We start from the raw sequence: 21,913 nt of genomic DNA, 5'->3' as shown, positions 1-21,913 counted from the left end.
CCCATGCCCCTGATCACCGACCCGTACTTCTACGCTGTGTCGATTCCCGCTGTGCTGCTGCTGGGGGTGAGCAAGAGCGGTTTTGGTGCCGGCTTCGGTTCACTCGCCGTGCCCATGATGGCGCTGGCGGTCACGGTGCCGCAGGCCGCCGCGATCCTGATGCCGGTGCTGCTGGTGATGGACCTGCTGGGCATGGCGGCGTTTCGAAAGAACGTGGACCGGCAGTTGCTGCGTTTCCTGCTGCCCTTTGGCCTGATCGGCATCGTGATCGGCGCGCTGCTGTTCAAGGCACTGGACGCCAAAGTGGTGGCCGGTATCGTGGGCGGATTCACCCTGCTGTTTCTGGCCCAGCGCCTGCTGTTTCCGCCCAGGGCCGACAGCCCGCCGCCGCCGAAATGGGTGGGCGCCATCCTGACGGCGACATCGGGCTTCACCAGCTTCATCGCCCACGCCGGCGGCCCGCCGATCAACGCCTATGTGATCCCGCTGCGGCTCTCGCCGGTGCTGTTCACGGGCACCATGGCGTTTTTCTTTTTCTTCATCAACCTCTCGAAGTGGATTCCCTACGCCTGGCTCGGCCTGCTCGACGTGCGCAACATGCTGACCTCGCTGGCGCTGCTGCCGTTTGCGCCGATCGGGGTCTGGGTGGGGGTGCGCATCGCGCACCGCATCAAGCCGCTGCTGTTCTACCGGCTGGTCTACACCGGCATGTTTCTCACCGGCATCAAGCTGGTGTGGGACGCCTGGCGCTGAAGGGTGGCGATAACATAGGCCCAGTTTCAGACAACGAGGAGCTGGATATGCCGGTCGTGGTGGTTGCGAATCCCAAGGGCGGCGTGGGCAAGTCCACGCTGTCCACCAACGTGGCCGGTTATTTCGCCAGCCAGGGGCACGGCGTCATGCTGGGCGATGCGGACCGGCAGCAGTCTTCTGCACTCTGGCTGCGGCTGCGGCCGGAGACGGCCCGCCCCATCACCACCTGGAACATCTCGCACGACCTGATCGCCCGCCCGCCTCGCGACACCTCGCACGTGGTGCTCGACACCCCGGCCGGCCTGCACGGCTGGCGTTTCAAGGACGTGCTCAAGCTGGCCGACAAGGTGCTGGTGCCCTTGCAGCCCAGCATTTTTGACATCTACGCGACCCGTGCGTTTCTCGACGAGCTGGCCGAGACGCGCCACGCCGACCAGCTCGACATCGGTATCGTCGGCATGCGCGTCGATGCGCGCACCATCGCCGCCGACAAGCTGCACGAGTTCGTGGACAGCCTCGGCCTGCCGGTGCTGGGTTATCTGCGCGACACGCAGAACTACATCCACCTCGCCGCACGGGGTCTCACCGTGTTTGATGTTGCGCCGAGCCGGGTCGAGAAGGACCTGCAGCAATGGCAGGGCATCTGCGACTGGCTGGACCGCTGATACCAGCGGAGGCGCAGCTTGTCGCGGGTCCGACACCTCGGGTGTTGCTTGCCGGCTAGAGTCGGACCCCATGAAAACCTTTGAAACCCTGGCCGATCTGGCCGCGTGCGTGGGGCAGGAAGTGGCCGTGAGCGACTGGGTCACCATCACCCAGGAGCAGGTCAACCGGTTCGCCGAAGCCACCGGGGACCACCAGTGGATCCATGTCGATGTGGAGCGCGCGCGCGCCGGACCGTTTGGCGCACCCATTGCGCACGGTTTTCTCACACTGTCGCTGCTGCCGGTGTTTTTCGATTCGTCGTTCGAAATCCGGCGCGCCGGCGTGGGCGTGAACTACGGGCTCAACAAGGTGCGTTTCACGGCCCCGGTGCCGGTGGGCAGCCGGTTGCGCGGGCGGCTGACCCTGCTCAGTGCCGAACCGATCGAGCGCGACGGGCTGCAGATGCTGTGGTCGGTGGCGGTCGAGCGCGAGGGCGCCGACAAACCGGTGTGTGTGGCCGAGTCGCTGGTGCGCCGCTATCCGTGAGCCGCGCACCCGGTCCCGTTATTTGATGCGCACCAGCTGGCTGGGTTCGAGCCAGCCTTCGAAGGCCGACATCAGGTCGTTGATGCGATTGGCCGCTGCGGTCTGGTTGTGTTGTTGGGAAATCAGCTGGTAGGCATCGTTGCGCAGCATCCACAGCTCTTTCGCTGTCTGGGTGTGGGCAATTTTGTGGCGCAGCCGTTGCGCAGGCGCGCTGTCGCAGTCCTCCACGCAATGAAGCAGGGCGTTGCGAATGACTTGAAGATCCTTCAGGGTGGGCGTCTTGCGCGCGTTCGAGCGCGGACTGAGCGTCCCCTTGATGATCTTGGCAATGGTTGGAATCACGCGGGCCTCCGGGCGACCTGATGGGGCGCAGGGGTAAGTTGTGCGGCGGCGGGTCTCGCTCGACGCGGGCAAAGAAAGTTCAACATTGTGTCGGCGACCTGAGCCGATGTGTGGGGGTAGCTCCCCAGTGCAACAGTGACTGTTTTCACAGATGTGTGGTCCCGAAGTCCTGCTGGCGCCAGGCTTCGTAAACAACCACCGCCACCGCGTTGGACAGGTTCAGGCTGCGCTGGCCCTCGACCATGGGCAGGCGCAGGCGCTGGCTGTCGGGGAACAGCGATCGCACAGCTTCGGGCAGGCCCTGCGTTTCCGAGCCGAACACCAGCCAGTCGCCGGGCTGGAAGCGGTTGTCGTACACGCTGCGGCTGCTGCGGGTGGTGCAGGCAAACAGGCGCTGCGGATCGGGTTGTTCGGATTCGAGAAATCGGGTCCAGTCGGCGTGGCGACGGACCTGGGCGTACTCGTGGTAGTCCAGGCCCGCTCGCCGCATCTGCTTGTCGTCCATCGAAAAGCCCAGGGGCTCGATCAGGTGCAGTGTGCAACCCGTGTTGGCGCTGAGCCGGATGACATTCCCCGTGTTGGGTGGAATTTCGGGCGCAACAAGAACGATGTGGAACATGGATGCAGGTCAAGGTGCTGTGGCGCGCGCAACGAGTCGGGCCGTTGGCCTGACCTAGTGTGCTCCCTGCTTTCCAGCGATGATAAGCGCAATTCTGTGTGCTCTCGGGGCATCGCTTCGCTCCTTGTTTTTCATCGCAACCGGCTTTGCTTTTGATCAGAAGCGAGTGAAATTCAGTGGGCGCTCGTGCGGGCCAGAACCAGGGCGCTGACCCGCCCCGCGCCCGCCTGCAGCAGGGCCTGCGCGGCGGCGTTGAGCGTGGTCCCGGTGGTGCTGACATCGTCCACCAGGAGCACATGGGTCTTCCGCAGGCGCGCGACATGTTGAGGATGGGTGACAAAGCTGCCCTGCAGGTTGCGCAGCCGCTGTTCACGGGGCAGCGGGTGCTGGTCGGGCGCGTTGCCGATGCGCACCAGCGCATCGGCCAGCGCGAACGCCCGGATATCGACCGCCTGCCGGCGCAAGGCCTTGATCAGTTCCCACGACTGGTTGTAGCCCCGCTCGGCCAGCCGGGAAGCCGTGACCGGGACAGGCACCATCACATCGCACGTGTCCAGCAACTCGCGCCCCCCCGGCTGACGCAACATGAGGGCGGCCAGCGGACCGGCCCAGCCGGGCTCGCCCCGGAACTTGAAACGGGCGATCAACCCGTCCCACGGGTAGGCGTAGTCCACCGCGGCCACGAGGGCGTGGAGACATGTCGGGCCGCCACCCTCGCTTTGCGTCAGGCACGCGCCGCAGTGGGCGGACCCTGGCGGCAGGCGCCGGGCACAGGTCGGGCAGCGGGCTACCGGTGGTGCGTGGCGTGTTTCACAGGTCGTGCACACCGGCATCGAAGGCCAGCGCCCGCAGACCTGACACGTGCCGGGCAGGCGCTGCATGAGCTGGTGCAGAGTGTGTGTGCCGGACATGGGGCCAATATACTGGCGCCGACGCCGCAACCGCGTGCCAGAGCAAACCCGACGACCCTTGAAAACCGCATCTGAAACCGTTTCTGCCGTGCCTGGACTTGATCCGCGCGCGGCTTTGCGCTGGCTCGGCCAGTCGCGGACCCAGAGCCCGTGGCTGCACGAAGAGGTGGCCACGCGCATGGCGGAGCGTCTGAAATGGTTTCGCGACCCGCCAGCGAGCTGGCTGCACTGGGAACCGGTGGACGGCGGCCTGATGGCGCATCGGCGCTTGCGCGAACAGTTGCCGCAGGCGGTGTGTCATGTCGAATCGCGACATCTTCAGCGGGCCTTGCAGGCCACGCAGGAGCCGGCCCGACACGCCTGGAATCCGGCTCACTGGCGCCGTGCCTTCAACCCGCAGGCCGCGACCGACGACACGCGCGTGGCGATGCTCTGGGCCAACATGGCCCTGCACCACGAACCCCAGCCGCTGGACATCCTGAAACGCTGGCACAGCCGCATCCAGACCGATGGTTTTCTGATGTTTTCCTGTCTCGGCCCGGACACGCTGCGCGAGCTGCGGGCGGTGTACGCGCGAGCGGGCTGGCCCGATCCGGCGCATGCGTTCACCGACATGCACGACTGGGGCGACATGCTGGTGCACAGCGGGTTTGCCGAGCCGGTCATGGACATGGAGCGCATCAACCTGTCGTACAGCGGCGCAGCGCCCCTGCTGCGCGACCTGCGCGAACTCGGGCGCAATCTCAGCGCCGGGCGTTTTCCGGGTTTGCGTTCCCGCGCCTGGCACGCCCATCTGTGCCGGGCCATCGAAGACGGTCTGCCACGATCCGACGATGGGCGGCTCTTGCTCACCTTCGAGGTGATTTACGGCCACGCCTTCAAGCCCGCTCCCCGTGTGCCGCTGGGTCCCGCCCAGTCGGTTTCGGTCGAGGACATGCGCGCCATGCTGCGTGCCGGCAGGGGCTGAGTGGTTTTCCCGGATCACCTGCCGGGGCGTTGCAAGGGTCGGAAAGCCAGGTCCGGTTGGCCCGAATTTGGCCGCAGCGTCAGAAAAACCGGGCTGTCTCGCCGCTACAATTGACATAAATCAAACCTCTCGCGACGTTTCCCCCGCATGGCTGATCCGGTCTGCGGACCGAGCAAGGCACGGTCCGACGAGGCAGGGATGAGCCCTTCCACCACCCTCCCGCTGGGCAACCGTGTCTGCCGACGGCACACACTGACCCGGGAAATCGCCCGGGCGTTGAGCGTTGAGAAAAGGTTGACGGGTGTGGGTCGCGCGTTTGGGTATTCCCTGAGTGGGGCGGTGCACGGAATTTGTTCTAATTGGCATTGATATAAATCAATACTTATATTTGAGGCGGAAAAAGTGAGAACGACCAATCAAGCAGGAAATCTCCCCGGCAACGGACTGTCCCGGTTCCGATCGGTGGCCACGACCATGGCCTTGGGCTCGGCCGTCTGGGTGACGGAAGCGGCTCATGCGGTCAATGACCTGCCGGGTGGCCCGGCGGTCAACCAGCTCAACTTTGCACCGCCGGTCACCAGGATCGCCGAAGAGCAGCACTGGCTGCACTGGTTCATGATGGCCATCTGTGCCGTCATCTTCGTGGTCGTGTTCGGCGTGATGTTCTATTCGATCATCAAGCACCGCAAGTCGGTGGGCCACAAATCGCAGGAACTGGCCGAACCGATCTGGGTGGAACTGGGCTGGACCATCGTTCCGCTGCTGATCGTGATCGGCATGGCGCTGCCCGCGACCAAGGTGCTGGTCGCCCAGAAAGACACCACCAACAGCGACCTGACCATCAAGGCCACGGGCATGCAGTGGAAGTGGGGCTACGACTACATCAAGGGTGAAGGCGAAGGCATCGCTTTCCTGTCCACGCTGGACAGCACCCACCGCGAAATGTCCAACTCCGGCAACCCGCCCCCGACGGACGACTACCTGCTCAAGGTGGACAACCCGCTTGTGGTGCCCGTGGGCAAGAAGATCCGCATCATCACCACCGCCAACGATGTGATCCATTCTTTCATGGTGCCGGCCTTCGGCATCAAGCAGGATGCGATCCCCGGCTTCGTGCGCGACACCTGGTTCCGCGCTGAAAAGACCGGTGACTTTTATGGCCAGTGCGCCGAGCTGTGCGGCAAGGAACATGCCTACATGCCGATCCACGTCAAGGTGCTGAGCACCGAGGCGTACACCGCCTGGGTCACCGAGCAACAGAAGGCCCTGGTCGCTGCGAAGTGAACCGTGAGCTGAAGAATTCAAAGTATCCAAGGAATCAACGATGAGTGCAGTTCTCGACCATCACGACGCGCATGGCCACGACCACGACCACGATCACCACGCTCCCACGGGCTGGCGTCGCTGGGTGTACGCCACCAACCACAAGGACATCGGCACGCTGTACCTGCTGTTCGCCTTCACCATGCTCATGGTGGGTGGCGTGCTCGCGCTGCTGATCCGCGCCGAGCTGTTCCAGCCCGGCCTGCAGCTGGTCAACCCCGGCCTGTTCAACCAGCTCACCACCATGCACGGCCTGATCATGGTGTTCGGCGCCATCATGCCGGCCTTCGTGGGCTTCGCGAACTGGATGATCCCGCTGCAGATCGGTGCCGGTGACATGGCCTTTGCGCGCATGAACAACTTCAGCTTCTGGCTGATGATTCCGGCCGCCATCATGCTGGTGGCCTCGTTCTTCATGCCCGGCGGGGCCCCCGCCGCCGGCTGGACGCTCTACGCACCGCTGACCCTGCAGATGGGCCCCTCGATGGACGCCGGCATTTTTGCCATGCACATCCTGGGCGCTTCGTCGATCATGGGCTCGATCAACATCATCGTCACCATCCTGAACATGCGCGCACCCGGCATGACGCTGATGAAGATGCCCATGTTCTGCTGGACCTGGCTCATCACCGCCTACCTGCTGATCGCCGTGATGCCTGTGCTGGCCGGCGCCATCACCATGACGCTGACCGACCGCCACTTCGGCACCAGCTTCTTCAACCCCGCTGGCGGCGGTGACCCGGTGATGTACCAGCACATCTTCTGGTTCTTCGGCCACCCGGAGGTCTACATCATGATCCTGCCGGCCTTCGGCATCGTGAGCCAGGTGGTGCCCGCGTTCGCGCGCAAGAAGCTGTTCGGCTACGCCTCCATGGTGTACGCCACCGGCTCCATCGCCATCCTGTCCTTCGTCGTGTGGGCACACCACATGTTCACCACCGGCATGCCGGTGACGGGCCAGCTGTTCTTCATGTACTCGACCATGCTGATCGCCGTGCCCACGGGCGTGAAGATCTTCAACTGGATCGCGACCATGTGGAAGGGCTCGATGACCTTCGAGACCCCGATGATGTGGGCTGTCGGCTTCATCTTCGTGTTCACCATCGGTGGTTTCACCGGTCTGATCCTGTCGGTCGCCCCGATCGACATCCAGATGCAGGACACCTATTACGTGGTGGCCCACTTCCACTACGTGCTGGTGGCCGGTTCGCTGTTCGCCATGTTCGCCGGTATCTACTACTGGCTACCCAAGTGGACCGGCGTGATGTACAGCGAAACCCGCGGCCAGATCCACTTCTGGTGGTCGATGATTTCCTTCAATATCACCTTCTTCCCGATGCACTTCCTGGGCCTGGCCGGCATGCCGCGCCGCTACGCCGACTACCCGATGCAGTTCGCCGACTTCAACGCCATCGCCTCGGTGGGTGGTTTCGCCTTCGGCATCGCCCAGGTCTATTTCTTCCTCGCCGTTGCGCTGCCCGCCATGCGTGGCAAGGGCGCCAAGGCCCCGCAGAAGCCCTGGGAGGGAGCCGAGGGTCTGGAGTGGGAAGTGCCGTCGCCGGCTCCGTTCCACACCTTCGAGAATCCCCCCAAGCTGGACGCCAGCGCCACCCGCATCGTTGGCTGAAGCCTTTGCCAACGTTGGAAAAAATGACGCCTGACCAAAAAAAGAACAACCTGCGCCTGGGCCTGATCCTGGGATCCGTGGCGCTGGTTTTTTTCCTCGGCTTCGTGGGCAAACTGGTGTTGTTCGGCGGCTGATCGCCGCCCGACACCCGTCACTTCGGAACACCCCATGGGACTGCGTCGCGAAAACTTCAAGATGGTGGGCAAGCTCGCCGTGATCACGCTGGGCATGTTCGGCTTCGGCTACGCGCTGGTGCCGATCTACAACGCCATCTGTGAAATGACCGGCATCAATGTGCTGGCACTGGCCGAGCGCGACGTGCCCGGCCAGCGCGCCGTGCTGCCGGCCAACACCCAGGTGGACCGCTCGCGCAGCATCACGGTCGAGTTCGACGTCAACACCCGCGGGCCCTGGCATTTCAAGCCGGCGGTGCGTTCGCTGCAGGTGCATCCGGGCGAACTCACCACCGTGGTCTACGAGTTCCAGAACATCCAGGACCGCACCATGGCCGCGCAGGCCATTCCGAGTTACGCGCCCAAGCAGTCGGCCGCCCATTTCAACAAGCTGGAGTGTTTCTGTTTCACCCAGTACACGTTGAAAGCGGGTGAAAAGAAGGAATGGCCGGTGGCCTTCGTGATCGATCCGCGCCTGCCCAGGGACGTCACCACCATCACGCTGTCCTACACCTTCTTCGAGGTGGGCGGCAAGGTGCCGGCGGCGCCTCTGGACGTGGCGGTGCACACGCTGCCCATCACCCAGCCGGCGGATCCGGTATGACCCAGGTTCCCGTGCACCGGCGCAAGGGCTCGATCGGCGCCACGGTGAAAGCTGTGCTCTGGGGTTTTCTGGGTGTGCGCCGCAATGCCGACTACCAGAGCGACATTGCCAAGCTCAACCCCATCCACATCCTGGTGGTGGGCGTGGTGATGGCGCTGCTTTTTGTCGCCGGCCTGATTCTGTTGGTGAACTGGGTGGTGCCCTGAGCCCCGGTTCCCGAACACACTTTTCATTCTTCCAGCTATTCATACAAGCGTTCAGCAATTAGGAGAGAGCATGTCAGCAGCAGCACACGGCACAACGCCTTATTACTTCGTCCCCGGGCCATCCCGCCACCCGGTGATGGCGGCCATTGGCCTGTTTTTCGTCATTCTGGGCGCGGGTCAGTGGATCAACGGCGCCGAGTGGGGCATGTATTCGCTGGCCTTTGGCCTGGCGTTCTGGTTCGTGGTGCTGTTCCAGTGGTTTGGGGAGGCCATCGGTGAGAGCGAGAGCGGCATGTACGGGCGCAAGATCGACCTGTCCTTCCGCTGGAGCATGAGCTGGTTCATCTTCTCGGAAGTGATGTTCTTCGGCGCCTTCTTCACCGCCCTGTGGTGGGCGCGCACCCATTCGGTGCCGGCGCTGGGCAACATCGAGAACGCACTGATCTGGCCCGACTTCACGTCGGTGTGGCCGAGCCTGCAAGCCGGTGCCACGGCATCGCCAGCCGGCATCGTCGAGCCGTTCCAGACCATGGGCCCGTTCTGGCTGCCGACCATCAACACCGCGCTGCTGTTGAGCTCGGGCGTGACGCTGACCATCGCCCACCACGCGCTGCAGGTCGGGAACCGGGGCAAGACCATCGCCTTCATGTGGATGACGGTCCTGCTCGGCATCGTTTTCCTGTTTGTTCAGGGATACGAATACGCGCACGCCTACAGCGACCTGAACCTGAAGCTGTCTTCCGGCATCTTCGGTTCGACCTTCTTCCTGCTCACCGGCTTCCACGGGTTCCACGTGTTCGTGGGCATGCTGATGCTGCTGTTCATCACGCTGCGCCTGCAGAAGGGCCATTTCACCGCCGAGCGCCACTTCGGTTTCGAAGGCGCTGCCTGGTACTGGCACTTTGTGGACGTGGTCTGGCTGGGTCTGTACATCCTCGTTTACTGGATGTGAGTCCGGGCGCGGGGTGTGATCACGCTCCGCAGAGGCCAGAAAAAAGCGCCCGCAGGCGCTTTTTTCTTGTCCGGTGTCGTTGCTCCGGCTCAGCGCTGCAAGGGCAGGCCGGTGGGCTGTATCCAGCCCATCAGGTAGCTGACGAGCACCGCGACAAACAGCAGGATGGAGAATCCCACCCGGAAAGCCAGTGCACGCGCCATGTGGTTCTTGCGTGGGGCAGCTGTTTCGCCCTCTTCTCCGGTTTCGCTGGCGCCGCCGCGCATCATGAAGACCAGCGCAGCCGCCAGGCTGCCGATGATGGCGACGAAGGCCGCGATGACAAGGTATTTCATGCAACCAATTATCGGTTTCTTTCTGATTCCCGAGGGCGCTCGGACATGAGTGCCCAGTCCACGCGTTTCTGGATCGTGACGCTGGCCACTGTCGCCACGATGGCGGTGACCGCCGCGCTGGGCTTCTGGCAGCTCGACCGCGCCGGGCAGAAACGCGCGCTGCAGGAACAGCTTGATCAAAGGGGCCAGCTGGCACCCTGGTCGACCAGCGACCTGGTGCAAGCTACCGATCTCCAGGCCGGCCTGCACCGTCCCGTGATGTTGAGGGGGCACTGGGTGCAGGGCGCCAGCCTGTTTCTCGACAACCGGCAGATGAACGCACGCGCGGGCTTTTTCGTGATCACGCCGCTGCGACTCCAGGGCAGCGACCGGGCGGTGCTGGTTCAGCGAGGCTGGGTGGCGCGCGACTTCAACGACCGCAGCCGCGTGCCGACCATTGAGGCTCCTGAGGGCGAGGTCCGCCTGGAAGGCCGTCTGGCACCACCGCCGGGCAGGCTTTTCCAGCTCGGTGAGTCGGGCTCGGGGCCGATCCGGCAAAATGTCGACATCCCCGGTCTGGCCCTGGAGTTCGGCGTGCCTCTGCTGGACGTCTCTGTCTTGCAGACCGGTGACGCAGATGACGGCCTGCAGCGCGACTGGCCGCGTATCGCAGCCGGTGTCGAAAAACACCACGGTTACGCCTTCCAGTGGTTTGGCCTGTGCACCCTCGCCGGTGTTCTCTATGTCTGGTTCCAATTCATTTCCCCCCGCCGAAAGCGCACCCCCCATGGCCCAGAAGCCCGATGAACCGTTGATGCTGACCGTGCACAGCCTGCCCCAGCTGGACCAGGCGAGCGCCCAGGCGGCCGCCAGCACGCGCGCCGGCCGCTGGAAGATGCTGTTCCTGCTGCTCGTGAGCGCAGCGCCCGTGATCGCTTCGTATGTCGCCTACTACGTGGTCCGTCCCGAAGGGCGCCGCAACTACGGCGAGCTGATCAACCCGCAGCGGCCGCTGCCGACGTTCTCCGGCGTCAACGCCCAGGGGCAGACCGTGCCGCTGACGACACTCAAGGACCAGTGGCTGCTCATCAGCGTGGCCGACAGCGCCTGTGACGAAGCCTGTCAGCAACATCTCTACCTGCAGCGCCAGCTGCGCGAGACCCTGGGCAAGGAGAAAGACCGGCTGGACTGGGTCTGGCTGCGCACGGGCGGTGCCGATCTGGGCGAACCCCTGCGCCAGGCCACGGCCGCGGCCCAGGTGCTGCAGGTGGACGCGCAGCAGCTGGCCGAATGGCTGCAGCCAGCGCCTGGCCAGCGCCTGGAAGACCACCTGTATCTGGTGGATCCGCTGGGCAACTGGATGATGCGGTTCCCCGCCCCGCTGGATCCCAAAAAAGCCAAGAGCGATCTGGACCGCCTGCTGCGCGCCTCCGCGTTCTGGGACAAGGCCGGAAGACCGTGAAGCACCCCCCGCGCCGCTTCGCGTCACCCCCCTCTCTCGCCTTCGGCGGGAGGGGAGCAACACCTGCGCCCCGGCAAAGCCGGTTGCGCGGTGTTTCTGGGTGGCTTCCCTGCGCTGGCGTGTCTCTTGTATCCGTGCCGTTCAGGAACCAGTGACATGGACACCCAGCCGTTGTACGACTTCGCCCCCATCGCCCGCATCATGTTGCTGGGCGTGGTGCTCGCACTCGGACCGCTGGCCTGGGTGTGGCTGCGCAACCGCCACGCCGCGCCCGCTCAGCGCCTGCGGATGCTGACCCTTGTCACGCTGTTCCTCACCTTCGATCTGGTGCTGTTTGGTGCCTTCACGCGCCTGACCGATTCGGGCCTGGGCTGCCCCGACTGGCCCGGCTGTTACGGCAGCGTGAGTCCGGTGGGCGCGAATGCGTCCATCGCTGCGGCCCAGGACGCCATGCCGACGGGGCCGGTCACCTTGTCCAAGGCCTGGATCGAGATGATCCACCGTTACCTCGCCACCGCCGTCGGCGTGCTGATCCTGGTGCTGGCCAGCGTGAGCTGGGTCGAACGCCGGCGGCTGACGGTGTCGTTCTGGTGGCCGCTGCTCACGCTGGTCTGGGTCTGCCTGCAAGGCGCGTTCGGCGCGCTCACCGTCACCATGAAGCTGTTCCCGGCCATCGTCACGCTGCACCTGCTGGGCGGGCTGGTGTTGCTGGCCTTGTTGCGGGCGCAGGCGGTGGGCTACACGCAGGCCGATCCCGTCCATCCCGGTCCGGTGACTTCGCCCAACGGCACGCGCCTCGCGCTCGGTGGGGTGTTCGCGCTGTTGTGGCTGCAGATCGCGCTCGGCGGCTGGGTCAGTACCAATTACGCCGTGCTGGCCTGCAGCGAGTTCCCCACCTGCCAGGGCAGCTGGTGGCCCAGCATGGATCTGCGCGAAGGTTTTTCGATCTGGCGCGAGCTGGGGCTGAGCCGCTCGGGCGAAGCCATTCCGTTCGCTGCGCTGACCGCCATCCACTACGTGCACCGCCTCACCGCCTACGCGGTGCTGGCGGCCCTGGGCTGGCTCGCGTGGCGGCTCTGGGCGGTGCCGGCCCTGCGCGGCACGGCGCGATCCCTGCTGGCGCTGGCGGGCCTGCAGTTGCTCAGCGGTCTGGCCAATGTGGTGCTCGACTGGCCGCTGCTGGCGGCTGTCGGCCACACCGGCGGAGCCGCAGCCCTCGTGATCGTCATGACCGGTGCCCTCTTCGGTACCCGCAACGCGGTGCACACCGTGAGCGCTTCCCCATTCAACGTTTCCCGACCGACCTGATGAGCACCGCGCCCACCACCCCCGCCTCCGCCCTGCCGACCCCGGTCTGGCGCCAGTTCCACGCGCTGACCAAGCCGCGCGTGATCCAGCTCATCGTCTTCTGCGCCCTGATCGGCATGGTGCTGGCCGTGCCCGGTGTGCCGTCCTGGCAGCAGGTGCAGCTCGCCGCCATCGCCTCGCTGGGTATCTGGCTCGTGGCCGGCGCGGCCGCGGCATTCAACTGCGTGGTCGAACAGCAGATCGACGCCAAGATGCGGCGCACCGCCTGGCGACCCACCGCCAAGGGCGAGCTCTCCAACGTGCAGACGCTCACGTTCTCGGCGGTGCTGTGCGCACTGGGCTCGGCCATCCTGTATTTCCTCGTGAACCCGCTCACCATGTGGCTGACCTTCGCCACCTTTGTGGGCTACGCGGTGATCTACACCGTGATCCTCAAGCCGCTGACGCCGCAGAACATCGTGATCGGCGGCGCCTCGGGCGCCATGCCGCCGGTGCTGGGCTGGGCCGCCATGACCGGCGTGGTTGCGCCCGAGGCCCTCATCCTCTTCCTCATCATCTTCCTCTGGACACCGCCGCACTTCTGGGCGCTGGCGCTCTACCGCGTCGAGGACTACCGCAAGTCCGGCCTGCCCATGCTGCCGGTGACCCACGGTTCGGACTTCACCCGGTTGCAGATCCTGCTCTACACCTTCGTGCTCTTCGCCGCCTGCCTCATGCCCTTCGTGATGCGCATGAGCGGCTGGTTTTACCTGGTGGTGGCCGTGGGCTTGAGCATCGGGTTCTGCGGCTACGCCTTTGTGCTCTGGCGGGACTATTCGGACGCCCTGGCTCGCAAGACCTTCCGCTTTTCGCTGATCCACCTGTCGCTGCTGTTTGCGGCGCTGCTGGTGGATCACTACATTTCATGAAACGCACCGCTGCCATGAACCCAGCCTCCTTCACGCGCCGTCTCATGCTGCTGCTGGGCGCCAGCACCCTGGCCCTGGGCGCTTGCTCCGACAAACCCGCCGACGCCACCGCCACCGGTTTCTCGGGCATCGACATCACCGGTGCCGACTACGCCACCGGTTTTTCGCTCACCGACCACAACGGGCAGGCCCGCACGCTGGCCGACTTCAAGGGCAAGGCGGTGGTGGTCTTCTTCGGTTTCACGCAGTGCCCCGACGTGTGTCCCACATCGCTGGGCGAACTGGCGCAAGCCCGGCAGCTGCTGGGCACCGATGGCGAACGGCTGCAGGGCCTGTTCATCAGCGTCGACCCCGAGCGCGACACGCCCGAAGTGATGAAGGCCTACATGGCCAGCTTCGACCCCAGCTTCCTCGCGCTCTACGCCGCACCCGAGGCGCTGCCCGAGCTGGCCAAGAGCTACAAGGTCTATTACAAGAAGGTCGACGGCAAGACCCCGACCAGCTACACCATGGACCATTCGGCGGGCAGCTACGTGTACGACCCGCAGGGGCGTATCCGTCTCTACCACCGCTACGGCAGCGGTGCCCAAGCGCTGGCGGATGACGTGAAGAAGCTGCTGAAATAGGCCAATCGGCCGGTTCACCGCCGAGCTGCTCGGGCATGGCCCCTATACTCCACCGGTCCTAAAAAGGGATACGTGGGTCCGACTGCCTTGGCGCCAATGCAAAGGCATGGGGCCCGATCCAACTAATGTGAAATTGCCTGGGGAGGTACGTCTCGTGTTCAAGTCCGTCGCCAAAAGCGTTTGTGCCGTTGTGCTGTTGTCTGTCGTCGCCGCGTGTGGCTCTCACCGTGTTGATCCGGATGAGCTCCGTGAAGCCGCCATGAAAGCCGGCAGGAAGTACCCACAAACCTATATCTCCAGCATCTCGGTGACCTTGCAAGATGCCGATCCCGATGACAACCGGCTGACGCACAAAAAGGAACTCGAAGCCAAGTTCCCGGAGATCATCAGGGAAGAGCTGGAGGATCAGGGCTACCGGGTGCTCACGACTGACCCGGGCAAGTCCCAAGGTGTGGCGTTGGTGAACGTCAAGGTGACATACGACCCCGGAAACCGCGCTCTGCGATGGGGTGTACTGGCTTTTTCCGGAATCGGGAAAGGAACCTTGGAGGTGCAACTGGATGCCGTCGACGCGGTCTCGGGATCGTTACTGGTGAGCCGCAAGGACAACGATACGACGCGCGGGGGCGGCTTCGGTGGCAACTTCTACGACGATGCAGAAGATTTTGTCGGTGACATGGCATCCGACTTGGGCGAGGCCCTGACCGAGTTCCAGTCACAGCCCTCCACCGGCACGCAGCTGTCTGCTGGCGCCGTCTGATCGCGGCACAGCCGGCGCCATGCGGCGCGGACTGTGCCGGATCAGACTCAGTCCACCTTGGCGCCGCTGAGCTTGACGACCCGCTCGTATTTGGTGCGCTCGGCGTTCATGAACTGACCGAACTGCTCCGGGCTGCTCGGTGCCGGCTCGGCCATCAGCAACGCAAACCGGGACTTGACTTCCGGGCTCTGCAGGGCCTGGGTGAAGGCGGCGTTGAGCTTGCGCACCGTGTCGGCGGGCGTGGCCGCCGGCACCACCAGACCCCACCAGGTGTCGATGCTGAAGCCGGGCAGGGTTTCGGCCACCGTGGGCACGTCGGGCATGCTGGCCGTGCGCTGTGCCGTGGTGACGGCCAGCGCCTTCAGCTTGCCGGCGCGGATGTTGGCGGATGCCGTGGCGAGGTTGTCGAAGTTGAAATCCACCTGGCCCGAGAGCAGGCCGAGCTGGGCCGGGTTGCCGCCGTTGTAGGGGATGTGCACCGCGAACACGCCCGCCTGGTTCTTGAACATCTCGCCCGCCAGGTGGCCGGCGCTGCCGTTGCCCCCCGAGCCGTAGTTCAGCTTGGCGGGGTTGGCCTTCGCGTAGCGGATCAGGTCGGCCAGGGTGTTGATGTTCAGCCGCTGTGCCGCATCGGCGTTCATCACCAGCACGTTGGGCACGCGCAGCATTTGCGTCACCGGGGCGAAATCTTTCACCGGGTCATAGGGCAGCTTGCTGAACAGCCAGGGGTTGATGCCGTGCGACGCCGTCGTGGAGATGCCGATGGTCAGGCCGTCGGGCGCCGCCTTGGCCACGGCGCTCACGCCGATGTTGCCGCCCGCGCCCGGCCGGTTCTCCACGATCACGGTGCCCAGCGAGCCTTTCACGGCTTCGGCCAGCACGCGCGCGGTCTGGTCGATCGGGCCTCCGGCACCGAACGGCACGATGATGCGCGTGGTGGTCTGGGCTTGCCCCAGCGCAGGCAGCATCAGCGCGGAAGCGGCCAGGGAAATGGCGGTGACGAGATGGCGGCGGTTCAACATGAGGCGGTCTCCGGGAGTTGTTGTTGGAACGGGAAGAAGGCGGTGATCACAGCTTGTCGGCTGCGCTGGTGAACGAATCGGCGTAGAACTCTTCGGGTGGCAGGCCCGCCTGGGCACTGTACTGCGTGCGCGCCGACTCCACCACGATGGGCGCGCCGCAGGCATAGACCTGGTGGCCCGACAGGTCGGGGAAATCCTGCAGCACCGCGAGGTGTACAAAGCCCGTGCGACCGCTCCAGCCGTCTTCGGGCAGTGCGTCGGAGATCACCGGCACATAGTGCAGGTTGGGCATCGCGGCGGCCTGTGCAAGCAGCCAGTCGTGGTGGTAGAGGTCGGCCGGTCGGCGCCCGCCCCAGTACACGGTGGTCGGCCGGTGGATGCCCTTGAAATGCATGTGCTGGATGATGGCCTTGACCGGCGCAAAGCCGGTGCCCGAGGCCAGCAGGATCACGGGTTTTTCGCTGTCTTCGCGCAGGTAGAAGCTGCCATAGGGCCCTTCGATGCGCAGAATGTCTTTCTCCTTCATGGCGCCGAACACGTGGTCGGTGAACTTGCCGCCCGGCATGTGGCGCAGGTGCAGCTCCATGGCCGGCTGGCCGGCCTGCGTGTGCGGCGCGTTGGCCATGGAGTAGCTGCGGCGGTCGCCGTCGCGCAGCAGGAATTCGATGTACTGACCCGCGTGGTACTGGAAGGTGTCGGACGCGGGCAACTGCAGGTGCATCACGATCACGTCGTGCGAGGCACGCTCCAGCCGGTTCACGCGCACCGGCATCTTCTTGATCGGGAAGGCGCCTGCTTCGGTGACCTGGCGCGACTCCAGCACCACGTCGCTGTGGGCCACGCCGCAGCAGGTCAGCGCATAGCCGGCGGCTTCTTCATCGGCGCTCAGGGCCTTGGCCTGGTGCGGACCATGGGTGATCTGGCCGCTGACCACTTTGCATTTGCACGAGCCGCAGGCGCCGTCCTTGCAGCCATACGGCAGACCGATGCCCTGGCGGATCCCCGCGGCCAGGATGGCCTCGTCGGGTTCGGCAGTGAAGCTGCGCCCGCTGGGTTCGATGGTGATGGTGAATGTCATACTGGCATGGTGTTGTGGTTGGGGCGCTGTGTTGCGTCGCGACACAAAAGCAAACGATCATTGTCGCAAATCTGGGAATCGCATGAGCCTTCTGGGCGCTTTGCCCGCACGCTTCCGGCGTGAGCGGGTGTTGATCATTGGCTGTGGTGACGTGGGCCAACGAGCGGCTCGCGTGCTGGGTGGCGGCCGGCGTGTGCGGCTGCTCGCCCTCACATCGACACCCGGGAGCGCGGCTGCGCTGCGCGCGCAGGGCATCACCCCCTTGCAGGGCAACCTGGACGATGCCCGCAGCCTGGGGCGCCTCGCCGGGTTGGCCACCCGTGTGCTGCACCTCGCACCGCCCCCGACGGGTGAATCGTCCGACTGGCGGCTGGATACCCGCACCCGGGCGCTGGTGCGGGCGCTGGCGCAGCGCTCGTTGCCTGTGGCGCTGGTGTACGGCTCCACCAGTGGTGTCTACGGGGACCGGCAGGGGCAATGGGTGAGCGAGGCCACACCGGCTCAGCCGCGCACGCCGCGCGCCTGGCGGCGTGTCGATGCCGAGGCCAGGGTGCACTGGCTGGGCCGCGCCACGGGCGTGCGCACCAGCGTGCTGCGCATCCCCGGCATCTACGCGCCCGACCGCGAGGGCGGAACGCCGCGTGAGCGCCTGCTGCGCGGCACGCCGGTGCTGTGTGCTGAAGACGACGTTTTCACGAACCACATCCACGCCGACGACCTGGCGCGGGCCTGCGTGCTGGCGCTGTGGCGCGGGCAGCCGCAGCGCAACGTCAACGTGAGTGACGACACCGATCTGAAGATGGGTGACTACTTTGATCTCGCGGCCGACCTGTATGGACTGCCCCGTCCGCCGCGCATCGCGCGCAACGCCGCAGGCGATCAGTTGCCGCTGATGCTGCTGAGCTTCATGAGCGAATCGCGCCGGCTGCACAACCAGCGCATGAAGGCTGAACTGGGCCTGCGCCTGCGCTATCCCACAGTGGCCGAAGGCCTGGGGAGCTGATCAGGCGCCGGGCGTCATGGAGGCCAGCAGCCAGGCTGTGTACCCCACATACAGGGCCAGCAGCACCAGCGCCTCCAGCCGGTTGATGCGCCCGGGGCCGCGGAAGCCCCAGCCCATCGCGAAGAGCAGCACGGTCAGGCCGGCCATCATCGGCAGGTCGCGCGTGAGCACATCCCCGCCGATGTCCATCGGGGCAATCACACCCGCAAGACCGACTACAGCCAGCGTGTTGAACAGGCCGGACCCCAGCACATTGCCCAGGGCGATGTCGTGTTCCCCCTTGCGCGCCGCCGCCACGCAGGAAGCCAGTTCGGGCAACGAGGTGCCCAAGGCCACCACGGTCAAGCCGATGATGAGGTCACTCACGCCCAGTGACTGCGCGATCGACACCGCGCCCCAGACCAGCAGGCGCGAGCTGCCCACCAGCAACAGCAGGCCCAGACCCAGCCACATGAGCGCACGCCGTATCGGCATCGGATGTGCCTCCAGCTCGGTGGCTGTTTCGGTGGCCAGGGCATCGCCGCCGCCGCTGCGGGCCTCGACGATGGACCAGGTCACCAGCGTGCCGAACACCAGCAGCAGCACCGCGGCGTCGAGCCTCGAGAGCACGCCGTCCCAGACCAGCAGCGCCGACAGCGCGGTCACCGCCATCAGGATCGGGAGCTCCTTGCGCAGGATCACCGACCGCACCAGGATCGGCGCGATCAGCGCCGTGATGCCGAGGATCAGCGCCATGTTGACGATGTTGGAGCCCCAGGCGTTGCCCAGTGCGAGCCCGGGATTGCCCTGCGAAGCCGCCAGGACCGACACCACCATCTCGGGCGCCGAGGTGCCGAAGCCCACGATCAGCATGCCGACCAGCAGTGGGGGCACGGCAAAGTGCTGGGCCGTCGCCGAAGCCCCGGCCACAAAACGGTCGGCGCTCCAGACCAGCAGTATCAATCCGGCGAGGATGGCAAGGGAAGGCAGCAGCATGGGAAGTCGGGCCCGGGTTGTTGGACAATGAAGTGGATTGTGTCAGCTGATCCTCGTCCCCCCTTCCTGTCGGACATGACGTCCGGCGGGCTCCTCCAGCGCCGCCGCGTTGCGCCCGCACCATGAGTTCATTGCCACCCGATCGGCCAGACGTCCCCGCTGCTGCCGTCCAGCCGTCGGGTTTCTGGGGCTCGCCCCTGCGGTCACGCCTGGCGCTCACGGCGGGCGCCGTGGTGCTCATGCTGCTGCTGCTGTGGTGGTGGCGGCCGCTGCTGCTCATTCCCGGCACGCAGCCGTTGGTCATGTCGGGGGGTGATCCCTACCTGCGTGCCTTGATGCGCACCATTTCGGCCAGTGAGTCCAACGTGCTGCGGCCTTACCACGTGTTGTACGGGCACGGCTATGTGTGGACGCTGGATATGCACCCCAACCGTTGCGAACCCATCGGGCAGGGGCCCAACCGGGGCAACTGCTCCACCGCCGCCGGGCGGTACCAGCTGCTCTACAGCACCTGGCTCGAACTGGCCGCACGCCACCACCCGCAACGCACCGACGATCCCCTGGATGCCACCGGGCTGAGTTTTGCGCCCGTGCATCAGGACATGGTGGTGCACGCCTGGCTGTCCGAAGCACGCTGGGGCAACCTGTCGGCCCAGTTGCGGCAGGGGCGGGTGCAGCCGGTGTTGCGGCGGCTCTCCGGCACCTGGACCAGCCTGGGCTATGGCATCGAAACCAACAGCATGAGCCGCCAGCTGCCGCGTATCTTCCAGCAGGTGCTGAAGGAAGAGCTGGCCCGCGCAGGGTCGGATGCGGCGGAACCGGCCGCCGAAAAACAAAAAGGCCGCACAGTGAAAACTGTGCGGCCTTGAGTGTGGTGCCCGGGGCCGGAATCGAACCGGCACGCCTTGCGGCGGGGGATTTTGAGTCCCCTGCGTCTACCAATTTCACCACCCGGGCTGGAATCTGGGAGACAGAAATTATGGCACAGTGGGGCCCATGAACTACCCAACCATTGAAGACGCCATCGGTAACACGCCGCTGGTGGCGCTGCAGCGCATCGGTGCGGCGGACAACCAGGCTCGGGGCAACGTCATTCTGGGCAAGCTGGAGGGCAACAACCCGGCGGGCTCCGTCAAGGACCGGCCGGCGGTGTCCATGATCCGGCGCGCCGAGGAGCGCGGCGAGATCAAGCCCGGCGACACGCTGATCGAAGCCACCTCGGGCAACACCGGCATTGCGCTGGCCATGGCCGCGGCCATCAAGGGTTACCGCATGGTGCTGATCATGCCGGAGGACCTCTCGATTGAACGTGCGCAGACCATGAAGGCCTTTGGCGCCGAGCTCATCCTCACGCCCAAGAGCGGCGGCATGGAGTACGCCCGCGATCTGGCCGAAAAGATGCAAGGCGAAGGCAAGGGCCGCATGCTGGACCAGTTCGCGAACGCCGACAACCCACGCATCCACTACGAGACCACCGGCCCCGAGCTCTGGGAGCAGACCGGCGGACGCATCACCCATTTCGTGAGCGCCATGGGCACCACCGGCACCATCACTGGCGTGTCGCGCTTTCTCAAGGAAAAGAACCCGGCCATCCGCATCGTGGGTGCCCAGCCCAGCGAAGGCTCGCGCATCCCCGGCATCCGCAAATGGCCCACCGAATACCTGCCGAAAATTTACGACCCCAGCCAGGTGGACGAGCTGGTGTACGTGAGCCAGGGTGATGCCGAAGACATGTGCCGCCGCCTGGCGCGCGAAGAGGGCATTTTTGGAGGCATCTCGGCGGCAGGAGCCTGCTGGGTCGCCCTGCAGATTGCGCAGCAGGTGGAAAACGCCACCATCGTCTTCGTCGTTTGTGACCGCGGCGACCGCTACCTGTCCACCGGCGTGTTCCCGGCCTGAACAGGTGAGCGCCGAGTACCGTTTCTGCCCCTGCTGCGCCACGCCGCTGACGCTCACGGGCGCCGAGGAGGACGGCGGTTTCAAGGAGCGGCTGCGTTGCCAGGCCTGCGACTTCACGCACTGGAACAACCCCACGCCCGTGCTCGCGGCCATCGTTCAGGTCGGTGAGCGGGTTCTGCTCGCGCGCAACGCGGCCTGGCAGAACCGCATGTTCGGTCTGATCACCGGATTCATGGAAGCGGGTGAGACGCCCGAAGAAGGTATCCGGCGGGAGATTGCCGAAGAAACCGCGCTGGAGGTGACGGCGCTGCAGCTGGTGGGTGTGCACGACTTCCAGCGCATGAACCAGATCATCATCACCTACCACGCGCAAGCCACCGGCGAGATCCGGCTTTCGCCCGAACTGGTCGAATACAAGCTGCTGGCGCCGGCACAGCTGAAGTGCTGGCGCGCGGGTACCGGGCTGGCCCTGGCCGACTGGTTGCGAGGCAAGGGCATCGAACCGGTGTTCATGGAAACGCTGCCCTCAGACCCCCATCAGGCGAACGCTGCCAAGTCGCTCTGACACCCGTTGCCCGCTGGGGTCCACGGCCACCTGGCCGCGGATTGGCTGGACATCCGCTTGACATAGAATCGTTCAACCACAGGAATCCCTCCATGAACGCCGACAAAGAACTTGATGCCCGCGGCTTGAACTGCCCCCTGCCCATCCTGAAAGCCAAGAAAGCCCTGGCTGACATGACCAGCGGACAGATCCTTCGCGTGGTGTCTACCGATGCCGGGTCGGTGCGTGATTTCCAGGCCTTTGCCAAGCAGACGGGCAACGAACTCGTGGAACAGCAGACGGTGGGCACCGAGCATTTCACGCTGCTCAAACGCCGTTGAGGGCG

Annotated in this window: 27 protein-coding genes, 1 tRNA gene and 1 pseudogene; 21 read left to right on the top strand and 8 right to left on the bottom strand. The window is 65.3% G+C overall.

Features of this window, described 5'->3' with window-relative positions; translation table 11 throughout:
* Positions 1 to 3 precede the first annotated feature (3 nt).
* The 3 genes from AC23D4_RS10990 to AC23D4_RS10980 all read left to right on the top strand — a co-directional run bounded on the left by AC23D4_RS10990 (position 4) and on the right by AC23D4_RS10980 (position 1,944).
* Positions 4 to 753: a sulfite exporter TauE/SafE family protein gene (locus AC23D4_RS10990; protein ID WP_472887592.1), complete on the top strand. Its 750-nt coding sequence runs from the start codon at positions 4 to 6 to the stop codon at positions 751 to 753.
* 47 nt (positions 754 to 800) lie between these two features.
* Positions 801 to 1,418 (top strand): nucleotide-binding protein, encoded by a 618-nt coding sequence (locus AC23D4_RS10985; RefSeq protein WP_472887591.1) that lies wholly within the window; start codon positions 801 to 803, stop codon positions 1,416 to 1,418.
* A gap of 70 nt (positions 1,419 to 1,488) precedes the next feature.
* Positions 1,489 to 1,944, top strand: a complete 456-nt coding sequence (locus tag AC23D4_RS10980) for a MaoC family dehydratase (protein ID WP_472887590.1) — start codon at positions 1,489 to 1,491, stop codon at positions 1,942 to 1,944.
* 18 nt (positions 1,945 to 1,962) lie between these two features.
* On the opposite strand, the gene AC23D4_RS10975 is transcribed toward AC23D4_RS10980, so the two are convergent.
* From AC23D4_RS10975 to AC23D4_RS10965, 3 genes are all read right to left on the bottom strand, one after another.
* Positions 1,963 to 2,286, bottom strand: a complete 324-nt coding sequence (locus tag AC23D4_RS10975) for a hypothetical protein (RefSeq protein ID WP_472887589.1) — start codon at positions 2,284 to 2,286, stop codon at positions 1,963 to 1,965.
* A 145-nt stretch (positions 2,287 to 2,431) separates the two neighbouring features.
* Positions 2,432 to 2,905, bottom strand: a complete 474-nt coding sequence (trmL, locus tag AC23D4_RS10970) for a tRNA (uridine(34)/cytosine(34)/5-carboxymethylaminomethyluridine(34)-2'-O)-methyltransferase TrmL (RefSeq protein ID WP_472887588.1) — start codon at positions 2,903 to 2,905, stop codon at positions 2,432 to 2,434.
* Positions 2,906 to 3,078: 173 nt separating this feature from the next.
* Entirely contained in the window at positions 3,079 to 3,579 is a 501-nt protein-coding gene (locus AC23D4_RS10965) for a ComF family protein (RefSeq protein ID WP_487623732.1), read from the bottom strand.
* A gap of 325 nt (positions 3,580 to 3,904) precedes the next feature.
* Here AC23D4_RS10965 and AC23D4_RS10960 point away from each other — a divergent pair, with 325 nt between their 5' ends.
* From AC23D4_RS10960 to AC23D4_RS10930, 7 genes and pseudogenes are all read left to right on the top strand, one after another.
* Positions 3,905 to 4,783, top strand: a complete 879-nt coding sequence (locus AC23D4_RS10960) for a methyltransferase domain-containing protein (protein WP_472887586.1) — start codon at positions 3,905 to 3,907, stop codon at positions 4,781 to 4,783.
* A 474-nt stretch (positions 4,784 to 5,257) separates the two neighbouring features.
* Positions 5,258 to 6,058 (top strand): annotated as a pseudogene (gene coxB, locus AC23D4_RS10955) (cytochrome c oxidase subunit II); the annotation flags it as partial.
* Between the two features lie 49 nt (positions 6,059 to 6,107).
* Complete coding sequence (gene ctaD / locus AC23D4_RS10950) at positions 6,108 to 7,733, top strand: cytochrome c oxidase subunit I (RefSeq protein ID WP_472887585.1); 1,626 nt, start codon at positions 6,108 to 6,110, stop codon at positions 7,731 to 7,733.
* 23 nt (positions 7,734 to 7,756) lie between these two features.
* Positions 7,757 to 7,867, top strand: coding sequence for a cytochrome oxidase small assembly protein (locus tag AC23D4_RS10945; protein WP_304828105.1), 111 nt, complete (start codon positions 7,757 to 7,759; stop codon positions 7,865 to 7,867).
* A 34-nt stretch (positions 7,868 to 7,901) separates the two neighbouring features.
* Positions 7,902 to 8,510 (top strand): cytochrome c oxidase assembly protein, encoded by a 609-nt coding sequence (locus tag AC23D4_RS10940; protein WP_472887584.1) that lies wholly within the window; start codon positions 7,902 to 7,904, stop codon positions 8,508 to 8,510.
* The gene (locus tag AC23D4_RS10935; RefSeq protein WP_472887583.1) at positions 8,507 to 8,716 is read left to right on the top strand and encodes a DUF2970 domain-containing protein; all 210 of its coding nucleotides are present in this window, start codon (positions 8,507 to 8,509) and stop codon (positions 8,714 to 8,716) included. Before AC23D4_RS10940 ends, AC23D4_RS10935 begins: the two co-directional genes overlap by 4 nt.
* 70 nt (positions 8,717 to 8,786) lie before the next feature.
* Positions 8,787 to 9,668 carry a cytochrome c oxidase subunit 3 gene (locus tag AC23D4_RS10930; RefSeq protein ID WP_472887582.1) on the top strand — a complete coding sequence of 294 codons (882 nt, stop codon included), beginning with the start codon at positions 8,787 to 8,789 and terminating at the stop codon, positions 9,666 to 9,668.
* A gap of 89 nt (positions 9,669 to 9,757) precedes the next feature.
* Here the strand turns inward: AC23D4_RS10930 and AC23D4_RS10925 are convergent, their stop codons facing one another.
* Positions 9,758 to 10,003 carry a twin transmembrane helix small protein gene (locus AC23D4_RS10925; RefSeq protein ID WP_472887581.1) on the bottom strand — a complete coding sequence of 82 codons (246 nt, stop codon included), beginning with the start codon at positions 10,001 to 10,003 and terminating at the stop codon, positions 9,758 to 9,760.
* A gap of 45 nt (positions 10,004 to 10,048) precedes the next feature.
* Here AC23D4_RS10925 and AC23D4_RS10920 point away from each other — a divergent pair, with 45 nt between their 5' ends.
* The 6 genes from AC23D4_RS10920 (at position 10,049) to AC23D4_RS10895 (ending at position 15,046) form a co-directional block, all read left to right on the top strand.
* The gene (locus tag AC23D4_RS10920; protein WP_472887580.1) at positions 10,049 to 10,789 is read left to right on the top strand and encodes an SURF1 family protein; all 741 of its coding nucleotides are present in this window, start codon (positions 10,049 to 10,051) and stop codon (positions 10,787 to 10,789) included.
* Positions 10,770 to 11,444 (top strand): SCO family protein, encoded by a 675-nt coding sequence (locus AC23D4_RS10915; protein WP_472887579.1) that lies wholly within the window; start codon positions 10,770 to 10,772, stop codon positions 11,442 to 11,444. The genes AC23D4_RS10920 and AC23D4_RS10915 overlap by 20 nt, the downstream gene beginning before the upstream one ends.
* A gap of 156 nt (positions 11,445 to 11,600) precedes the next feature.
* Positions 11,601 to 12,752, top strand: coding sequence for a COX15/CtaA family protein (locus AC23D4_RS10910; protein WP_472887578.1), 1,152 nt, complete (start codon positions 11,601 to 11,603; stop codon positions 12,750 to 12,752).
* Positions 12,752 to 13,660: a heme o synthase gene (gene cyoE, locus AC23D4_RS10905; RefSeq protein ID WP_472887577.1), complete on the top strand. Its 909-nt coding sequence runs from the start codon at positions 12,752 to 12,754 to the stop codon at positions 13,658 to 13,660. Before AC23D4_RS10910 ends, cyoE begins: the two co-directional genes overlap by 1 nt.
* Positions 13,657 to 14,286: an SCO family protein gene (locus AC23D4_RS10900; RefSeq protein ID WP_472887576.1), complete on the top strand. Its 630-nt coding sequence runs from the start codon at positions 13,657 to 13,659 to the stop codon at positions 14,284 to 14,286. Before cyoE ends, AC23D4_RS10900 begins: the two co-directional genes overlap by 4 nt.
* Positions 14,287 to 14,440: 154 nt before the next feature.
* Positions 14,441 to 15,046, top strand: a complete 606-nt coding sequence (locus AC23D4_RS10895) for a hypothetical protein (RefSeq protein WP_472887575.1) — start codon at positions 14,441 to 14,443, stop codon at positions 15,044 to 15,046.
* A gap of 47 nt (positions 15,047 to 15,093) precedes the next feature.
* On the opposite strand, the gene AC23D4_RS10890 is transcribed toward AC23D4_RS10895, so the two are convergent.
* Together AC23D4_RS10890 and AC23D4_RS10885 are read right to left on the bottom strand one after the other, a co-directional pair.
* The gene (locus tag AC23D4_RS10890; RefSeq protein WP_472887574.1) at positions 15,094 to 16,068 is read right to left on the bottom strand and encodes a Bug family tripartite tricarboxylate transporter substrate binding protein; all 975 of its coding nucleotides are present in this window, start codon (positions 16,066 to 16,068) and stop codon (positions 15,094 to 15,096) included.
* A 46-nt stretch (positions 16,069 to 16,114) separates the two neighbouring features.
* Positions 16,115 to 17,146 carry a CDP-6-deoxy-delta-3,4-glucoseen reductase gene (locus tag AC23D4_RS10885; RefSeq protein ID WP_472887573.1) on the bottom strand — a complete coding sequence of 344 codons (1,032 nt, stop codon included), beginning with the start codon at positions 17,144 to 17,146 and terminating at the stop codon, positions 16,115 to 16,117.
* A gap of 82 nt (positions 17,147 to 17,228) precedes the next feature.
* Here AC23D4_RS10885 and AC23D4_RS10880 point away from each other — a divergent pair, with 82 nt between their 5' ends.
* On the top strand, positions 17,229 to 18,149 hold the full coding sequence (locus AC23D4_RS10880) for an SDR family oxidoreductase (RefSeq protein ID WP_472887572.1): 921 nt from the start codon (positions 17,229 to 17,231) through the stop codon (positions 18,147 to 18,149).
* On the opposite strand, the gene AC23D4_RS10875 is transcribed toward AC23D4_RS10880, so the two are convergent.
* Positions 18,150 to 19,124, bottom strand: a complete 975-nt coding sequence (locus AC23D4_RS10875) for a calcium/sodium antiporter (protein WP_472887571.1) — start codon at positions 19,122 to 19,124, stop codon at positions 18,150 to 18,152. It abuts the gene before it with no gap.
* Positions 19,125 to 19,246: 122 nt separating this feature from the next.
* Between AC23D4_RS10875 and AC23D4_RS10870 the strand changes: the two genes are divergently transcribed.
* On the top strand, positions 19,247 to 19,993 hold the full coding sequence (locus tag AC23D4_RS10870) for a glycoside hydrolase family 24 protein (protein WP_472887570.1): 747 nt from the start codon (positions 19,247 to 19,249) through the stop codon (positions 19,991 to 19,993).
* Between the two features lie 3 nt (positions 19,994 to 19,996).
* Here the strand turns inward: AC23D4_RS10870 and AC23D4_RS10865 are convergent.
* Positions 19,997 to 20,081: transfer RNA gene (locus AC23D4_RS10865), tRNA-Leu, on the bottom strand.
* 39 nt (positions 20,082 to 20,120) lie between these two features.
* Here AC23D4_RS10865 and cysM point away from each other — a divergent pair.
* The 3 genes from cysM (at position 20,121) to AC23D4_RS10850 (ending at position 21,908) form a co-directional block, all read left to right on the top strand.
* Positions 20,121 to 21,023 carry a cysteine synthase CysM gene (gene cysM / locus AC23D4_RS10860; RefSeq protein WP_472887569.1) on the top strand — a complete coding sequence of 301 codons (903 nt, stop codon included), beginning with the start codon at positions 20,121 to 20,123 and terminating at the stop codon, positions 21,021 to 21,023.
* A gap of 4 nt (positions 21,024 to 21,027) precedes the next feature.
* Positions 21,028 to 21,588 carry an NUDIX domain-containing protein gene (locus AC23D4_RS10855; RefSeq protein ID WP_472887568.1) on the top strand — a complete coding sequence of 187 codons (561 nt, stop codon included), beginning with the start codon at positions 21,028 to 21,030 and terminating at the stop codon, positions 21,586 to 21,588.
* A 92-nt stretch (positions 21,589 to 21,680) separates the two neighbouring features.
* Entirely contained in the window at positions 21,681 to 21,908 is a 228-nt protein-coding gene (locus AC23D4_RS10850; protein ID WP_472887567.1) for a sulfurtransferase TusA family protein, read from the top strand.
* Positions 21,909 to 21,913 lie beyond the last annotated feature (5 nt).

Source organism: Hydrogenophaga sp. L76 (genome assembly GCF_057654755.1).
This window is presented reverse-complemented; position numbering and strand designations above follow the sequence as displayed.

Coding starts and splice junctions, on each gene's coding strand:
- AC23D4_RS10990 (WP_472887592.1), top strand. CDS start 4: ATGCCCCTGATCACCGACCCGTACTTCTACGCTGTGTCGATTCCCGCT.
- AC23D4_RS10985 (WP_472887591.1), top strand. CDS start 801: ATGCCGGTCGTGGTGGTTGCGAATCCCAAGGGCGGCGTGGGCAAGTCC.
- AC23D4_RS10980 (WP_472887590.1), top strand. CDS start 1,489: ATGAAAACCTTTGAAACCCTGGCCGATCTGGCCGCGTGCGTGGGGCAG.
- trmL (WP_472887588.1), bottom strand. CDS start 2,905: ATGTTCCACATCGTTCTTGTTGCGCCCGAAATTCCACCCAACACGGGG.
- ctaD (WP_472887585.1), top strand. CDS start 6,108: ATGAGTGCAGTTCTCGACCATCACGACGCGCATGGCCACGACCACGAC.
- AC23D4_RS10945 (WP_304828105.1), top strand. CDS start 7,757: ATGACGCCTGACCAAAAAAAGAACAACCTGCGCCTGGGCCTGATCCTG.
- AC23D4_RS10940 (WP_472887584.1), top strand. CDS start 7,902: ATGGGACTGCGTCGCGAAAACTTCAAGATGGTGGGCAAGCTCGCCGTG.
- AC23D4_RS10935 (WP_472887583.1), top strand. CDS start 8,507: ATGACCCAGGTTCCCGTGCACCGGCGCAAGGGCTCGATCGGCGCCACG.
- AC23D4_RS10930 (WP_472887582.1), top strand. CDS start 8,787: ATGTCAGCAGCAGCACACGGCACAACGCCTTATTACTTCGTCCCCGGG.
- AC23D4_RS10925 (WP_472887581.1), bottom strand. CDS start 10,003: ATGAAATACCTTGTCATCGCGGCCTTCGTCGCCATCATCGGCAGCCTG.
- AC23D4_RS10920 (WP_472887580.1), top strand. CDS start 10,049: ATGAGTGCCCAGTCCACGCGTTTCTGGATCGTGACGCTGGCCACTGTC.
- AC23D4_RS10915 (WP_472887579.1), top strand. CDS start 10,770: ATGGCCCAGAAGCCCGATGAACCGTTGATGCTGACCGTGCACAGCCTG.
- AC23D4_RS10910 (WP_472887578.1), top strand. CDS start 11,601: ATGGACACCCAGCCGTTGTACGACTTCGCCCCCATCGCCCGCATCATG.
- cyoE (WP_472887577.1), top strand. CDS start 12,752: ATGAGCACCGCGCCCACCACCCCCGCCTCCGCCCTGCCGACCCCGGTC.
- AC23D4_RS10900 (WP_472887576.1), top strand. CDS start 13,657: ATGAAACGCACCGCTGCCATGAACCCAGCCTCCTTCACGCGCCGTCTC.
- AC23D4_RS10890 (WP_472887574.1), bottom strand. CDS start 16,068: ATGTTGAACCGCCGCCATCTCGTCACCGCCATTTCCCTGGCCGCTTCC.
- AC23D4_RS10885 (WP_472887573.1), bottom strand. CDS start 17,146: ATGACATTCACCATCACCATCGAACCCAGCGGGCGCAGCTTCACTGCC.
- AC23D4_RS10880 (WP_472887572.1), top strand. CDS start 17,229: ATGAGCCTTCTGGGCGCTTTGCCCGCACGCTTCCGGCGTGAGCGGGTG.
- AC23D4_RS10875 (WP_472887571.1), bottom strand. CDS start 19,124: ATGCTGCTGCCTTCCCTTGCCATCCTCGCCGGATTGATACTGCTGGTC.
- AC23D4_RS10870 (WP_472887570.1), top strand. CDS start 19,247: ATGAGTTCATTGCCACCCGATCGGCCAGACGTCCCCGCTGCTGCCGTC.
- cysM (WP_472887569.1), top strand. CDS start 20,121: ATGAACTACCCAACCATTGAAGACGCCATCGGTAACACGCCGCTGGTG.
- AC23D4_RS10850 (WP_472887567.1), top strand. CDS start 21,681: ATGAACGCCGACAAAGAACTTGATGCCCGCGGCTTGAACTGCCCCCTG.